12 protein-coding genes are annotated in these 14,484 nt (G+C 72.1%); 3 read left to right on the top strand and 9 right to left on the bottom strand.

Annotation, left to right across the window (positions count from 1 at the left end; genetic code table 11):
• Positions 1-246: 246 nt before the first annotated feature.
• On the bottom strand, positions 247-1,023 hold the full coding sequence (locus tag ACIP8W_RS00750) for an SDR family oxidoreductase (RefSeq protein ID WP_401946246.1): 777 nt from the start codon (positions 1,021-1,023) through the stop codon (positions 247-249).
• 209 nt (positions 1,024-1,232) lie between these two features.
• On the opposite strand from ACIP8W_RS00750, the gene ACIP8W_RS00745 reads away from it, so the two are divergent.
• Both ACIP8W_RS00745 and ACIP8W_RS00740 read left to right on the top strand, forming a co-directional pair.
• On the top strand, positions 1,233-2,123 hold the full coding sequence (locus tag ACIP8W_RS00745) for a helix-turn-helix transcriptional regulator (RefSeq protein ID WP_402154311.1): 891 nt from the start codon (positions 1,233-1,235) through the stop codon (positions 2,121-2,123).
• Positions 2,124-2,243: 120 nt separating this feature from the next.
• On the top strand, positions 2,244-3,722 hold the full coding sequence (locus ACIP8W_RS00740; RefSeq protein ID WP_401946252.1) for an MFS transporter: 1,479 nt from the start codon (positions 2,244-2,246) through the stop codon (positions 3,720-3,722).
• Positions 3,723-3,791: 69 nt separating this feature from the next.
• Here the strand turns inward: ACIP8W_RS00740 and ACIP8W_RS00735 are convergent, their stop codons facing one another.
• The 8 genes from ACIP8W_RS00735 to ACIP8W_RS00700 form a co-directional block, all read right to left on the bottom strand.
• Positions 3,792-4,748 carry a CopD family protein gene (locus ACIP8W_RS00735; RefSeq protein ID WP_401946254.1) on the bottom strand — a complete coding sequence of 319 codons (957 nt, stop codon included), beginning with the start codon at positions 4,746-4,748 and terminating at the stop codon, positions 3,792-3,794.
• A 7-nt stretch (positions 4,749-4,755) separates the two neighbouring features.
• On the bottom strand, positions 4,756-5,046 hold the full coding sequence (locus tag ACIP8W_RS00730) for a hypothetical protein (protein ID WP_402153942.1): 291 nt from the start codon (positions 5,044-5,046) through the stop codon (positions 4,756-4,758).
• Between the two features lie 176 nt (positions 5,047-5,222).
• Positions 5,223-6,455 carry a hypothetical protein gene (locus ACIP8W_RS00725; RefSeq protein WP_401946260.1) on the bottom strand — a complete coding sequence of 411 codons (1,233 nt, stop codon included), beginning with the start codon at positions 6,453-6,455 and terminating at the stop codon, positions 5,223-5,225.
• The gene (locus ACIP8W_RS00720; RefSeq protein WP_401946262.1) at positions 6,455-7,264 is read right to left on the bottom strand and encodes a polysaccharide deacetylase family protein; all 810 of its coding nucleotides are present in this window, start codon (positions 7,262-7,264) and stop codon (positions 6,455-6,457) included. Before ACIP8W_RS00720 ends, ACIP8W_RS00725 begins: the two co-directional genes overlap by 1 nt.
• A 336-nt stretch (positions 7,265-7,600) precedes the next feature.
• Complete coding sequence (locus ACIP8W_RS00715; RefSeq protein ID WP_401947378.1) at positions 7,601-8,218, bottom strand: ATP-binding protein; 618 nt, start codon at positions 8,216-8,218, stop codon at positions 7,601-7,603.
• 195 nt (positions 8,219-8,413) lie between these two features.
• Entirely contained in the window at positions 8,414-9,184 is a 771-nt protein-coding gene (locus ACIP8W_RS00710) for an enoyl-CoA hydratase/isomerase family protein (RefSeq protein WP_401946264.1), read from the bottom strand.
• Between the two features lie 109 nt (positions 9,185-9,293).
• Complete coding sequence (locus ACIP8W_RS00705) at positions 9,294-10,472, bottom strand: Ig-like domain-containing protein (RefSeq protein ID WP_401947380.1); 1,179 nt, start codon at positions 10,470-10,472, stop codon at positions 9,294-9,296.
• Between the two features lie 355 nt (positions 10,473-10,827).
• Positions 10,828-12,048 carry an Ig-like domain-containing protein gene (locus ACIP8W_RS00700; RefSeq protein ID WP_402201504.1) on the bottom strand — a complete coding sequence of 407 codons (1,221 nt, stop codon included), beginning with the start codon at positions 12,046-12,048 and terminating at the stop codon, positions 10,828-10,830.
• A gap of 147 nt (positions 12,049-12,195) precedes the next feature.
• Between ACIP8W_RS00700 and glgX the strand changes: the two genes are divergently transcribed.
• Positions 12,196-14,478, top strand: coding sequence for a glycogen debranching protein GlgX (gene glgX / locus ACIP8W_RS00695; RefSeq protein WP_402201502.1), 2,283 nt, complete (start codon positions 12,196-12,198; stop codon positions 14,476-14,478).
• Positions 14,479-14,484: the final 6 nt, after the last annotated feature.

The raw sequence follows: 14,484 nt of genomic DNA, 5'->3' as shown, positions 1-14,484 counted from the left end.
ATGGTCACCGGTACCACCGGGCCGGGCCCGCCGAGCCGAGCCGGGCCGAGCCTGCCGAGCCGGGCCCACCGGGCCGAGCCGAGCCTGCCGAGCCGAGCCGGGCCGGGCCTGCCGAGCCGAGCCGGGCCTGCCGGGCCGAGCCGAGCCTGCCGAGCCGAGCCGGGCCGGGCCTGCCGAGCCGAGCCGGGCCTGCCGGGCCGAACACCGTGCCGCCGCCCGTCGAAGCGGGCGGCGGCACGGAATCGGTCAGCTGGGCTGGCCGGTCGGCATGATGGTGACCTGCTGCAGGTTGACCCGCGGCGGGAGGCTCGCCAGGAAGCCGACGGTCTGGGCGATGTCCTGCGGCGTGAGCCACTCCATCGTCTCCTTGGAGCCCTCCAGCCACTCCTGCGCGCCCTCGTCGGTGACGTGGCTCTGCAGTTCGGTGCCGACGAGGCCCGGCTCGATCGCCGCCACGCGCACCTTCTTCGCACCCAGCTCGCTCCGCAGGTGACGGGAGAGGTGGGTGACGTACGCCTTGGTCCCGGAGTAGACGGCGAAGCTCGGGAAGATGTTCTGCGCCGCGATCGACGAGGTGTTGATCAGGTCGGCCACACCGCGCTCGGCGGCGGCCCGCACCAGCTGCGGGGTGAACGCGGCGATGGCGTTCATCAGGCCGGTGACGTTGAGGTCGATCTGCTGCTGCCACTGATCGGTGGCCAGCTCCTCGATCGGGGCGGGCAGCATGACGCCCGCGTTGTTGAACAGCAGGTCGGCACCGCCCAGTTCGGCCTCGATCCGGTCCGCGGCGGTCCGCAGGGCCGCCTTGTCCGTCACGTCGACGGCCAGAGCCAGCGCCTGGCCACCGTTCTTCCCGATCCGGGCGACCAGCTCGTCGAGACGCTCCGCGCGCCGGGCCAGGACGACGACGCGGGCGCCGAGCGCGGCCAGGTGCTCGGCGGTCGCCTCACCGATGCCGCTGGAGGCTCCGGTGACGACCGCGACACGGCCGGCGAGGGGAAGGGCGGAAGACTGCGTGGCCATGGTGCACGCCTTTCAAGGTGAGGCAGCGAGGTGGTGAGGGTTCGAAGCGATGACGGCCGGTGCCGCCGTACCCCTTATCCAGAACACCACCCAGAACATCGCCGCAGGCCGCCGAAGTGGGTCCTGACCAGGCAGGTATCCGTGAGGCAGGTACTGGCAGGGCCACCCGGGGGCGCGCGGGCCCCGTCCCGCGCGACGACACTGAAGACATGGACCGCAGCCGCGAGATCGCCGACTTCCTGCGCACCCGGCGCGCCGGGCTCACCCCGGACAGGGCAGGACTGCCCGACGACGGGCGCACCCGCCGTGTCCCCGGGCTGCGCCGCGACGAGGTGGCCCGGCTGGCCGGGGTCAGCACCGAGTACTACACCCGGCTCGAGCAGGGCCGTGCGGTCAACCCCTCCCCCGAGGTCCTCGAAGCCCTCTCCCGGGCCCTGCACCTCGACGAGTCCGAGCGCGAGCACCTCACCGATCTGCTGGCCCGCCCCACGCCTGCCCGCCGCGGCCCGACCAGCCCCCAGCGGGTGCGTCCCGGACTGCACCTGATGCTCCAGACGCTCGACCACGTGCCCGCCTTCATCCTCGGGCGCCGTACCGATGTCCTCGCGGGCAACCGCCTCGCCCGCGAAGTCCTCACCGACTTCGACGCCCTCCCCGCGCCCCGCCGCAACCTGGCCCGCTACTACCTCCTCGATCCCCAGGCCCGCGAACGCGTCGGCGACTGGGAACGTATCGCCGCCGAAACGGTCGCCGTCCTCCGCCTCGAAGCGGGCCGCCACCCCCACGACAGGCAGCTCGCCGACCTCGTGGGTGAACTCACCCTGAAATCAACGGAGTTCTCCATCTGGTGGAACGACCACCGCGTGCTGCGCCGCACCCACGGCGCCAAGTCCTACCACCACCCCCTCGTCGGCGACCTCCACTTCGCCTACGAGTCCTTCCAGGTGCCCGGCGACAGCGAGCAGACCCTGTGCGTCTACAACGTCGAGCCCGGCTCGGAAACCGCCCGCTCCGTCCAGCTCCTCGCCAACTGGACGACACCGCGACAGGGCGGCCTCCCCCGTCCGGAGCCCACCACCCCGCCCACGACGGCTCCGTAAACGATCGCGCCTCCCCGCCACCGGGCCGGCATTGCCAAGACTTAACTTGCCTAACTTAAGCAATCTCAATATGGTTGACCGAGTCAAGCAATCCGCCCGTACCCGCCCGGAGGCCCCCTCATGCCCGACACCCCCACCCCGACCGGTCGGACCGGAGGTGCCGTCCCGCTCCGGCCGAACGCTGTGGTGGCGGTCCTCGCACTGGCCGGGATCGTCGTATCGCTGATGCAGACGCTCGTCATTCCGATCGTTCCCGCGCTGCCGGAGTATCTGCGCACCTCCCCCTCGAACGCGGTCTGGGCGATCACCGCGACCCTGCTGGCCGGCTCGGTCGCCACGCCCGTGGTGGGGCGGCTGGGCGACATGTTCGGCAAGCGGCGGATGCTGCTGGTCAGCGTCACGCTCCTGGTGACCGGCTCGATCGTCTGCGCGCTCAGCGACTCCCTCGTCCCCATGATCACCGGCCGCGCCCTCCAGGGCCTGTCCTCCGCCGTCATCCCCCTCGGCATCAGCGTCATGCGCGACGTCCTGCCCGCCGAGCGGCTCACCGGCTCCACCGCGGTCATGAGCGCCTCGCTCGGTGTGGGCGGCGCGCTGGGGCTGCCCTCCGCCGCGTTCATCGCGGACCGCTTCGACTGGCACCTCCTCTTCTGGGCCGCCGCCGTCCTCGGCGCCGTCGTCCTCGCCCTCGTCCTGGCCTTCGTACCCGAGTCCAGGGTCCGTACCGGCGGCAGCTTCGACCTGGTCGGGGCCATAGGTCTGTCGATCGCGCTGGTCTCCCTGCTGCTGGCCGTCTCCAAGGGCGCCGACTGGGGCTGGGACAGCGGCACCACCCTCGGCCTCTTCGCCGTCGCCGTCATCACGCTGATCGCCTGGGGAGCGTACGAACTGCGCACCGCCCAGCCGCTGGTGGACCTGCGCACCCTCGCCCGCCGCCAGGTGCTGTTCACCAACCTCGCCTCCATCGCCTTCGGGTTCTCGATGTTCGCGACGGCCCTGTCCCTGCCGCAGCTCCTCCAGCTCCCCGAGCAGACCGGCTACGGCCTCGGCAGGTCCATGCTCACCGTGGGGCTCGTCCTCGCACCGCAGGGCCTGGTCATGATGGCGATGGCGCCGCTGTCCGCCAGGATCACCACGACCCGGGGGCCGAAGACCACCCTGATGACCGGCGCCGTCATCGTCGCCGCCGGCTACAGCCTCAACATCGTGCTGATGTCCGAGGTCTGGCACCTCATCCTGGTCTCCTGCGTCATCGCCGCCGGTGTCGGCTGCGCGTACGGCGCGATGCCCGCCCTCATCATGGGCGCCGTCCCCGCCTCCGAAACCGCCGCCGCCAACAGCCTCAACACGCTGATGCGCTCGATCGGTACGTCGTTCGCCAGCGCGATCGCCGGGGTCGTCCTCGCCCGGATGACCACCACCTTCGGCACCACCGCGCTGCCCTCGGAGAACGGTTTCAAGGTCGTCATGGCCATCGGCGCCGGGGCGGCCCTCCTCGCCTTCGCCCTCGCCTCGTTCCTCCCCGGCCGGAGCGCCGCCGCCCGGACGGCGCCCGTGGCGGCGGAAGAGGTGGGGACCCCGGCGGCCGTCAAGCCGTAAGGCCGCCGGCGGAAGGCGGGCGGTCGTCTCCCCCACGGAGCAGGCCACCCCGCCCGTCCCGGCGCATCGTCAGCGGACGCTCAGCCAGTGGGGGTCCGGGACCACCGTCAGGATCGCCGACAGCAGGACGACCACCCCCAGCACCGCCAGTTCCGCGCGGGCGGCCCGCCCGGGGTCGGCGCCCCGGCGCAGCCGCGCCCTGGCGGCCAGGGCGAGCGCGCTCACCACCCCGACCAGCAGGAGTTTGGCGATCAGCACCCGGCCGTACGCCGTACCGAACACGACGTCGGCGGGCAGCCGCCGGATCGTCGACACCGTGCCGGTGGCCACGAGCGCCGCGAACAGCCAGCCCGCGAGCCGCGCGTAACGCGCCAGCGGCCGCCCGGCGGGATCACCGCGCCGCAGCCGCACCGTGCGCAGTACGTACAGCAGCCCGCCCGTCCACAGCGACGCCGCCGTCAGATGGACGACGGTGAGCGCGGCGCCCAGCAGGGGCGTGTACGGCTCCGGGTGTGCCCGGAGCGCCTCGGCGCCGACGACGAAGGCGAGCGGGAACGCGGCGAGGGCCGGGCGGTCCAGCGCGACGCACCCGGCGGCCAGCAGGAACCCGTTGGCCATGACGAGGAGGAACCGGCCGTCCGCCGTGCCGTACACCTCGGTGATGTCCAGCCCGCTGACCGAGGCCAGCAGGACGATCTGCCCGGCCGCCCCGAGCGCGCCCGCCGACGCCGCCGCGCCCGCCGTGCTCCGGGGCACGGGGCCGGTGCCGACGAGCCGGGCGCCCACCAGCTCGCCCAGGTGGAGCGCGAGGGCCACGAGGACGACGGCGCGCAGGACGGTGGTGGCGCCCGCCGCGGGGATCCGCAGCTCTCCCGTACCGCGCGCGGCGAACCCCGCGCCCAGCAGGACGACGAGCACGGCCAGCGCGCCGCCGCCGACGAGAAGGGCCGTCCGGGCGGGACCGCGGCCGGCTCCGGTCCCGACGGAGCCGGTGGTGTCATCGGCAGACGAACCCGAAAGTGTCATCAGCCGATTATCTCCGCCCAGTCCCCTCTCCCGCCGCCGGACGAGCCCAAATGGGAGCCCCTGGCCGCGCCAGAAGCCGTTCGCAGCCGGTACGCCAGGACGGGGCCGGGGTGATGCGGCCGGCCGAGAGCCGGCGGTCCGCCGCGGCGAAGACCGGGTCGTCGGCCGGCGGACAGAAGTCGACCAGCGTGGGCTCCCCCACGGCGGAGGCGGAGGGGGAGGCGGAGAACAGGAGGAGGGCCGGGCCGAGGGAGAGCGCGAGCACCGCGGCCCGGCGCCGGATACGTGAGGTGATCATGGGATGCACCTTTCACTCCGCACCGCGGCGGGCCGTGGACCGTCACTCTTCGTGGCGAGTCGGGTGTAACGCCCCTCCCCGAGAGTCCAGTTGGTGCGGCCCGACGGTCCGACCCGGCCCCTGACCCGTTTCCGGCCCGGCCCGGGACAGCACCGAGACGTACATCTGACCACCCGTCAGCGGAAGACCCCCGTGTGACCCAGCGAGTAGCGGCCCGGCTGGGGGTAGACCGCGAGGCCGTGCGGGCCGCCGCCGACCGGGATCCTGGCGAGCTGCTTACCGCTGGTGGTGTCGATCGCGTACACCTCCGAGTTGTAACGCCCGGACAGCCACAGGACCTTGCCGTCCGCCGAGACGCCGCCCATGTCGGGGCTGCCGCCGTCCGGCAGCACCCACTTCTTGGTGAGCTTGTTCCGCGCGAAGTCGAAGACGGAGACGGAGCCCTCGCCCCGGTTGGGGATGTACATCACCTTGGAGTCGCGGCTGATGTAGAGGCCGTGGGCGCCCTTGCCGGTGGGCAGCAGCTTCGGGGTGGTGAACTTCTCGCCGTCCAGCACCCAGACGCCGTGCGCCATCATGTCCGCGACGTAGAAGGTCTTGCCGTCGGGCGAGATCTTCACGTCCTGCGGCATCGCCCCGTCGAACGGCAGCTTCTGCTGGCCGATGACCTTCATCCGCTCGGTGTCGACCTTGAGGAGTTCGCCGGAGAACTCGCAGGACACCACGAAGTACCGGCCGTCCGCCGAGAAGTCCGCGTGGTTGACCCCGGCGCAGGTGACGGGGACGGTCTTGCGGATCTTCATGGAGTGCGGGTCGCGGAAGACCAGTTCGCGGTCGAGGGAGGCCATCACGACGGCGTACTTGCCGTTGGGGGTGAAGTAGAGGTTGTACGGGTCGTGTACGTCGACGGGCTCGCCCGCCTTGCCGGTGGCGGGGTCGATCGGGGTGAGTGTGTGGCCGCGGTTGTTGTTGACCCAGAGGGTCTTGAGGTCCCAGGAGGGGACCACGTGCTGCGGCTGTCTGCCGACCGGGATGGTCTCGATGACCCGGTAGGTCGCCGGGTCGATGACCGAGACGGTGTCGGAGTGGGTGTTGGGGACGTACACCCGGGAGGGGAAGTCCTTCACCACGGGCGAGAGCATCCCGGGCCGGTCGGCGGCGTAGATGTCCTGGGGGTCGCGGACCGGCGGCATGCCCGCCAGCCCGGGCGGCGCGGTCACCTTGGCGACGGCGGGGCTCGCCGCGGGCTCGCTGGCGGCGGCTTTCGTACGGCCGGAGTCGGCGCTCCCGCAGCCCGCGAGGAGCGCGAGCACGGCGGCGGCGAGCAGGCCCGTGGTGCGGTGGCCGAGGGGGCGTCGGGTCGAGGTGTGGTGGTGGGAGGTTCGGTGGTTGGAGGTTCGGTGGTGCATCAGGTCAGCAGCTCCGTGGTCGTCACCGCGCGCAGGCCGCGGCGTTCCAGTGCGTCGAGAAGGGCGGGCAGCGCGGCGACCGTGTCCGCGTAGCCGAAGTGCAGGCTCACGACGGAGCCGTTGCGGATCTGCCCGGTGACGGTGCGGATGACGGCCGGGGCGCCGGGCGAGGTGAAGTCGAGGGAGTCGACGTCGTACGAGAGGACGTGCGGATAGCCCGCACGCCGGGCCAGCCGGCCGACGAGCGGGGTGGCGTGCTGGGTACGGGAGGGCCGGAACCAGCTGCCGATGGAGCCGGTGAGCCTGCGCAGCCGCTCGGCGCAGCCGGTGATCTCCGCGTAGGCGTCCGCCTCGTCCATCGTGGAGATGTCGGTGTGGTGCAGCGTGTGGTTGCCCAGATCGTGGCCGCCGTCGAGGATCCGGCGGGCGAGCGCCGGGTGGGCGTCGAGCCAGCTGCCGACGGCGAGGACGGTGATCCGGGCCCCGGCCCGCTCCGCCTCGGCGAGGACGGCGGTGGCGGTGGCGGGGTCGCCCTGGCCGTGGAAGGTGAGCGCGACCCGCGCGCGGTCGCGGGGTCCGTGCGCGATCTCGGCGGGCTGCCCGGGAAACCGCCGGGGCGCGGGCGCGGTGATACGGGCGGAGGGGCGCCCGGTGCCGGGACGCGGACCGTTCGGCGGCGCGGAGGCGCCGGGGGCAGAGGGGTCGGGCGGGGCGGGGGGCGTGGCGTCCGTGCAGCCGGTGGCGAGGGCGCCCGTGACGGCCGCTCCCGCGGCTGCGCGCAGCGCGCTGCGGCGGTCGATCGGGATCACTCCCCCATTTAAGGGGGCAGGAGGACAAAAGGTGACGATCGACGCGTGAGGGGCGCTTCGTACGACTTATCCGGCCCGGCTGTCGACACGGCGCGGCCGGTCGTTCAGGGTGACCGACGGTCGTTCAGGGGTGCCTGGTGGTCGTTCAGGGTTACCTGGCCGCCGTTCAGGGGTGCCTGGTGGTCGTTCAGGGGTGCCTGGTGGTTGTTCAGGGTTACCTGGCCGCCGTTCAGGGGTGCCTGGTGGTTGTTCAGGGTTACCTGGCCGCCGTTCAGGGGCGCCTGACGGTCGTTCAGGGTTACCTGGCCGCCGTTCAGGGTGCGCCCGACGGTCGCCTCAGGGCGCCTGGCGGTCGGTGACCCGCATCTCGAACCAGGTGGTCTTGCCGCGCGGCAGCAGATCCACGCCCCAGCGGTCGGAGAGCCGGTCCACCAGGAAGAGCCCGCGTCCGCTGATGTCCAGCTCATGGACCGGCATCAGACAGGGCAGCCCGCGCGAGGGGTCGCGCACCTCGATCCTGATCCAGCCCCGGCGCCTGAGCATGCGTAAGCCGAAGACGCGGGCGCCGGTGTGGCGTACGGCGTTGCCGACGAGTTCGGAGACGAGCAGGACCGCGTACTCCGCCGTCTGCGGCGAGAGCGCCCACTGCCGCAGGACCACGTTGTGCGTGATCCTCCGGGCCGCCGAGGCGGACTCGGGGCGGGACGGAAGCCGTACCTCGCCCTCCGTCGGATTGCCGAACAATTCGAGCGCCCTGAGCGCCTGTTCGTCCTCGACGGACGGTATCCACCGCCCGGCGGCCGCGTTACCGCGCTGCCGCGGCTGCTCCACACCCTCCAGGCCCGCCATGCCCCCATCATGGCCGCACAGAGCCTTTTCCGGGGCCGTTACAGGCGAATCGATCCCCCGGAACGAGTGATTCCGGGGGATCGGCCTCGCATATGCCAAGGGCAGCTCTTGAGCCCGTACGGCCATTCTGACCTGCGGTAACGACGCGAACCAAAAAGATCACCAAGAGTGATCACAACGAATAACTTAAGGCTCCCTTAAGGCTGCGCCACATCGTGCGCGGAGTTGACGCGGTCACGCTTCGCCTTCCACAGAACCACCCTCCGTGTCCAACGGGCCGTGCGGCCAACCGGGCCGCGCTCAGAGGAACTTGGCCTTGCCCGGACCGTCCTCCACGAAGGACCGCATCCCGCGCTCGCGGTCCTCGGTCGCGAACAGCCCGGTGAACCAGGCGCGTTCGACCGCCAGTCCGGTGTTCAGGTCGGTTTCGAGTCCCGTGTCAACCGCCTCCTTCGCGGCCCGCAGCGCGAGCGCCGGACCCTTGGCCAGCCGTGCGGCCCAGGCGTGCGCCTGTTCGTACACCTCGGCGGCCGGCACCACCCGGTCGACCAGACCGAGCGTCAGCGCCTCCTCCGCCGTGACCTGACGGCCGGTGAAGATGAGGTCCTTGGCGCGGGAGGGGCCGATCAGCCGGGAGAGCCGCTGGGTGCCGCCCGCGCCCGGGATGAGCCCGAGCAGGATCTCGGGCTGGCCCAGCTTCGCGGTGTCCCCCGCGATCCGGTAGTCGGCGCAGAGCGCCAGCTCGCAGCCGCCGCCCAGCGCGTAACCGGTCACGGCGGCGACGACGGGCTTGGGGATCCGGGCGACGGCGGTGAACGCGTCCTGGAGCGCCCGGGAGCGGACGACCATCGCCGCGTGGTCCATCTCCCGCATTTCCTTGATGTCGGCGCCGGCCGCGAACACCTTCTCGCCGCCGTACAGGATCACGGCGCGGACGTCGTCGCGCAGGGCCGCCTCCTCGGCCAGCTCGCGCAGCCGGTCCTGGATCGCGGCGTCCAGCGCGTTCATCGGGGGGCGGTCCAGCCGGATCGTACCGACGCCACCGGAGACTTCGAGGGTCACGTATGTCATGCCCGAAGGTTAACGTTCGCTTACGACAACGGGCCCTGCGCAGGAGATTGCCCGCGCGGGGCCCGTCGTCACGCGTGCGGCCGGTGTGCCGCGAGCTGTACAGCGGGACTTACTTCGTCCACTGCGCCCAGGACATGTTCCAGCCGTTCAGGCCGTTGTCCGGGGCGATCTGCTTGTCGTCGGAGTTCTTGACGACCACCACGTCACCGATGATCGAGGAGTTGTACATCCAGGCGGACGGGGTGCCGTTGTCACCGCCGCCGCGGATGTCCCGCAGCCCCACACAGCCGTGGCTGACGTTCCGCGAGCCGAAGGTGTCCGAGGACGCCCAGTAGTTGCCGTGCATGAAGGTGCCGGAGGTGGACAGGCGCATCGCGTGCGGGACGTCCTTGATGTCGTACTCCCCGCCGAAGCCGACCGTCGCGCCGTTCATCCGGGTCACCGCGTACTTCTCGCTGATGACCATCTGGCCGTTGTACGTGGTGGTCGACGGGGCGCCCGCCGTGATCGGGATCGTCCTGATCAGCTTGCCGTCCCGGACGACCTTCATGGTCTTGGCGCTCGCGTCGACCGTCGAGACCTGGCTGCGGCCGATGGTGAACGAGAACGACTTGGCCTGCTCGCCGTAGACCCCCGGGCGGCCCTCGACACCGTCCAGGTCGAGCTTCACCGTCACCTTCGTGCCCGCCGCCCAGTACTTCTCCGGGCGGAAGTCGAGCCGGTCGTTGCCGAACCAGTGGCCCTCGACCGGCACCGGCGGTACGGCGGTCACGGTGATCGCCCGCTCCACCGCGTCGGGCTCGGTGATGCCCCGGGTGAAGTTGATCGACACCGGCATCCCGACGCCGACCGTCGAGCCGTTCTCGGGGGTGTACCGGCCGATGAAGGTGTTCTTCGGTACGAGCGTGGTGAAGCTGGTGTCCTTGGCGGACTCGCGGCCGTCCGCGTCCTTGGCGAGGGCGTGCACCTTGTACGTGGTGGCGCCGGCCAGATGCTGGAGCGGCCGCCAGCTCGTACCGTCCGCGGAGAGCCTGCCCTCGACCGGCTCGCCCTTGTCGTCCTTGACGGTGACCGAGGTCAGCCTGCCCCGGGCGGCGGTCACCTTGAGGGCGCCGGTGGTGCCGACCGCCTCGGCGCCGTCCTTCGGAGTGACCGTCACGACCGCGACGGACGCGGCGTTCTCGACCCGGGCGGCGGCCTTGTCGTCGCCCGTGCCCGAGCCGCCGTCACCGCCCTTCCCGCCGGAGTCCCCGCCACCGCCGCACGCGGTGACCAGCAGGAGCAGCATCCCCAGCAGCAGCGCGAGCAGGCCCGTGCCGCCGCGTCCCCGCCGTCCTCCCGGCCCCCGGCCGCTCGCCCCCGGCCCCGGCGCGGCCGATATCCCGGTTGTCCCGCTCTTCCCGGTTGTTCCCGATATCGGCAGCCCGTTCACCATCGTCGTCTCCCCTCGCACGGCCTGGCCCCGGCCACGGCCCGCACTCATGCGCCCTCAATAGCGCGCGTCTGGCGCAAGATAATCACACCGAACAGCACGAAAGAGAGCCACGCGTGTGACCGTTCCGTCCCAATCTCCTCCGGGACAGCGCAGGTCATAGGGGTACGGCACGGACGGGCCCGCGAGCGGCCGGTGACGCGCCGCCGGCTCAGTGGACCGCCGAACCCGCCCTCCACCGGTCCCAGTCCATGTTCCAGCCGCCGAGTCCGTTGTCCGCGGCGACCGTACGGTCACGGGAGTTGACCACTTCGACCACATCCCCGATCAGGGTCCGCTCGAAGAACCAGCTCGCCGGGGTGTCGCCGCGACCGCCCTTGACATCGCGCAGCCCGATACAGCCGTGGCTGACGTTCTCGGTACCGAAGGTGTCCTCGGACGCCCAGTAGTTGCCGTGCAGAAAGGTCCCCGAGGTGGTCAGCCGGATCGCGTGCGGGACGTCCTTGATGTCGTACTCCCCGCCGAAGCCGACCGTCCTGCCGTCCATCCGCGTCATGTCGTACAACTCCGTGACCACCATCTTCCCGTTGTACGTGGTGGTCTTCGGGGCGCCCGCCGTGATCGGCACCGTCGAGAGCACCTCCCCGTCGCGCCGTACCTCCATGGTGTGGTTCGCCGCGTCGACCAGCGAGACCTGTGAACGGCCCACGGTGAACGCGACCTTCTTGTGCTGGATGCCGAACACCCCCGGCGCGCCCTCGACATCCCGCAGCGCCAGCCGGACGGTGACCTCGGTGCCCGGCTCCCAGTACGCGCGCGGCCGGAAGTCGAGGCGCTCGTGGCCGAACCAGTGGCCCTCGATCTCCACGGGCGGGTCCGCGGTGACCGCGATGGCGCGCTGGACGGCGGCGCGGTCCTGGATCTTCCGGTTGAAGTCGAAGGAGACGATCATGCCGGTGCCGACCGTCGAGCGGTTCTCCGGCGAGAAGTAGCCGATGAACCGGTCGGTGGGGACGGCCGTCGCGAAGGTCGTACGCCGGGCGGAGCGCCGCCCCTCGCCGTCCACGGCGACCGCGTCGACGCTGTACTTGGCGGCGAGCGAGACCCGTACGCCCGCGCTCGGCCTCCAGGAGCGGCCGTCCGCCGCGATCTCCCCGGCCAGCTCCGTGGGGAACGCGTCCTCGACACGCTTCACCACGACCCGCTCCAGTCGGCCGTCCGCCACCCCCACCTCGATCCGGTCCGCCCGGCCGATCCCCTTCGCCCCGTCCTCGGGGGTGACCCGGATCGTGTCCCCGGGGGCACGCGACTTGCCCTCCAGGAACGTCGTCCCGCCGGTGCATCCGGCGAGGAGGGCCAGTACGGCCACCAGTCCTGCCCATGTCGGGGTGGCGGCCGCGCCGCTCCCCGCCCGCTTCAGTACGTGTCTCACGCCCCGCCCAACGACCACCCCCCTCCGGGGGAAACGTGAGGGCGGGCCCTCTTGCGGGCAGAACAGAGGAGGGACCCCGCGAGGGAGGGCCACGGCCGGGACGCCGTGCGCACCGCGCGGGGCCGACGAGCCGCGGGAGGCCGGACGGTGGCGAGCGCAGCCGAGCAGAAGGCAGTGCAGGACGGGACCGAGGAGGACGCGCCGGCCGGTGTCCCGCCCCGTACCGGACCCGGCGGGCGCCCGCCCCCCGAGGTATGGCCGGGGTCCCCGACCCCGCTGGGCGCGCGCTTCCGGGTCGGCCCCGACGGGGTCGCGGGCACCAACTTCGCGCTCTGGGCGGGCGGCGCGGAGGCCGTCGAGGTCTGTCTGTACGACGAGCCGGGCGCAGGTCAGGACAGCGGCAGCGACAGCGGCAGCGAGACCCGGGTCCCGCTGACCGAGCTGACGCACGAGATCTGGCACGGCTTCATCCCCGGCGTCCGCCCCGGCCGCCGCTACGGCTTCCGCGTGCACGGCCGCTGGGACCCCTGGACCGGTGCCCGCTGGAATCCGGCGAAGCTGCTCCTCGACCCGTACGCCCGCGCCGTGGACGGGGACTTCCGGCTGCCCCCGGAGGTCTACGGCCATGTCCGCGACTGGCCTCAGCCGGGCGTCGCCGACACCGTGCGCGACGACCGCGACTCCGCCCCCTTCGTCCCCAAGGGCGTCGTCGTCCACGACGGCGCGCCCGACGACGAGTGGACCGACGACCGGCGCCCCAAGACCCCCTGGGCCGACACCGTCATCTACGAGCTGCACGTGAAGGGGTTCACCCAGCGTCACCCCGGGATCCCCGAGGAGCTGCGCGGTACGTACGCGGGGCTCGCGCACCCGGCGGCCATCGGCCATCTGCGGCGGCTCGGGGTGACGGCGGTCGAGCTGCTCCCCGTCCACCAGTTCGCCCACGAGGACCACCTGCTCCGGCGCGGGCTGCGCAACTACTGGGGCTACAACTCCATCGGCTACTTCGCCCCGCACGCGGGCTACGCGGCGGGCTCCACCCGGGGTCAGCAGGTCGGGGAGTTCAAACGGATGGTGCGGGCACTGCACGACGCCGGGATCGAGGTGATCCTCGACGTCGTCTACAACCACACCGCGGAGGCCGGGGAGCGGGGGCCGACGCTCTCCCTGCGCGGCATCGACAACCGCGGCTACTACCGGCTGCCGGCCGATGCCCGCCGCTACACGGACTACACGGGCTGCGGCAACACCCTCCACGTGGTCCAGCCGCACGTCCTGCGGCTGATCACCGACTCGCTGCGCTACTGGGTCACCGAGATGGGCGTGGACGGCTTCCGCTTCGACCTGGCGGCGGCCCTCGCCCGCTCCATGCACGACGTCGACATGCTCTCGCCCTTCCTCGCCGTCATCGCCCAGGACCCGGTGCTGCGCCGGGTCAAGCTCATCGCCGAGCCGTGGGACGTGGGCAGCGGCGGCTACCAGGTGGGCGCGTTCCCGCCGCTGTGGACGGAGTGGAACGACCGCTACCGGGACGCCGTACGCGACTTCTGGCGCGGCGCCCTGCCCGACGTACGGGACCTCGGCTACCGGCTCTCCGGCTCCAGCGACCTGTACGCCTGGGGGGGCCGGCGGCCGTACGCGTCCGTCAACTTCGTGACCGCGCACGACGGTTTCACCCTGCGCGACCTGGTGTCGTACGGGCACAAGCACAACGAGGCCAACGGGGAGGACAACCGGGACGGGACCGACGACAACCGTTCCTGGAACTGCGGCGCCGAGGGCGAGACCGACGACCCCGGGATCAACGCCCTGCGCCGGCGCCAGCAGCGCAATCTGCTGACCACGCTGCTGCTCTCGACGGGCGTCCCGATGCTGGTCGCGGGCGACGAGCTGGGCCGTACGCAGGGCGGCAACAACAACGCGTACTGCCAGGACACCCCGGTGAGCTGGCTCGACTGGTCGCTGCTGGACGAGGAGGCGGGACGAGGGCTGTACGAGCTGACCGCCCGGCTGCTCGCCCTGCGCCACGCCCATCCCGTACTGCGCCGCCGCGCCTTCTTCTCCGGGCGCCCGCAGAATCCGGACGGGCTGGCGGACCTGGCGTGGTTCACCCCGCGCGGTACGGAGATGACGGAGGTCGACTGGTACGCGCCCGCCTCGACGCTCGGGCTCTTCCTCTCCGGCCGGGACATCCCCGGCCGGAACGCGCGCGGACAGATGATCACGGACGACAGCTTCCTGACGGTCCTGCACGCGGCGGACGGTCCGGTCGACTTCGTCCTGCCGCCCCCGCCCTGGGCCGGGACGTACGAACTGGTCGTCGACACCTCCCGCGAGGAGCAGTCCGAGGAGCCGGGGACGGTGTACGAGGCGGGGGCGGAGGTACGGATCCCGGCGCGGGCGGTGCTGCTGTTCCGGGTGTGCGGCTGAGGTGCG

This window comes from Streptomyces sp. NPDC088554 (assembly GCF_044752945.1).
Lineage (GTDB): Bacteria > Actinomycetota > Actinomycetes > Streptomycetales > Streptomycetaceae > Streptomyces.
Note: the sequence above shows the minus strand (reverse complement) of the source record. Positions and strands in the feature narration are given on the sequence as shown.

Coding starts and splice junctions, on each gene's coding strand:
- ACIP8W_RS00750 (WP_401946246.1), bottom strand. CDS start 1,023: ATGGCCACGCAGTCTTCCGCCCTTCCCCTCGCCGGCCGTGTCGCGGTC.
- ACIP8W_RS00745 (WP_402154311.1), top strand. CDS start 1,233: ATGGACCGCAGCCGCGAGATCGCCGACTTCCTGCGCACCCGGCGCGCC.
- ACIP8W_RS00740 (WP_401946252.1), top strand. CDS start 2,244: ATGCCCGACACCCCCACCCCGACCGGTCGGACCGGAGGTGCCGTCCCG.
- ACIP8W_RS00735 (WP_401946254.1), bottom strand. CDS start 4,748: ATGACACTTTCGGGTTCGTCTGCCGATGACACCACCGGCTCCGTCGGG.
- ACIP8W_RS00730 (WP_402153942.1), bottom strand. CDS start 5,046: ATGATCACCTCACGTATCCGGCGCCGGGCCGCGGTGCTCGCGCTCTCC.
- ACIP8W_RS00725 (WP_401946260.1), bottom strand. CDS start 6,455: ATGCACCACCGAACCTCCAACCACCGAACCTCCCACCACCACACCTCG.
- ACIP8W_RS00710 (WP_401946264.1), bottom strand. CDS start 9,184: ATGACATACGTGACCCTCGAAGTCTCCGGTGGCGTCGGTACGATCCGG.
- ACIP8W_RS00705 (WP_401947380.1), bottom strand. CDS start 10,472: ATGCTGCTCCTGCTGGTCACCGCGTGCGGCGGTGGCGGGGACTCCGGC.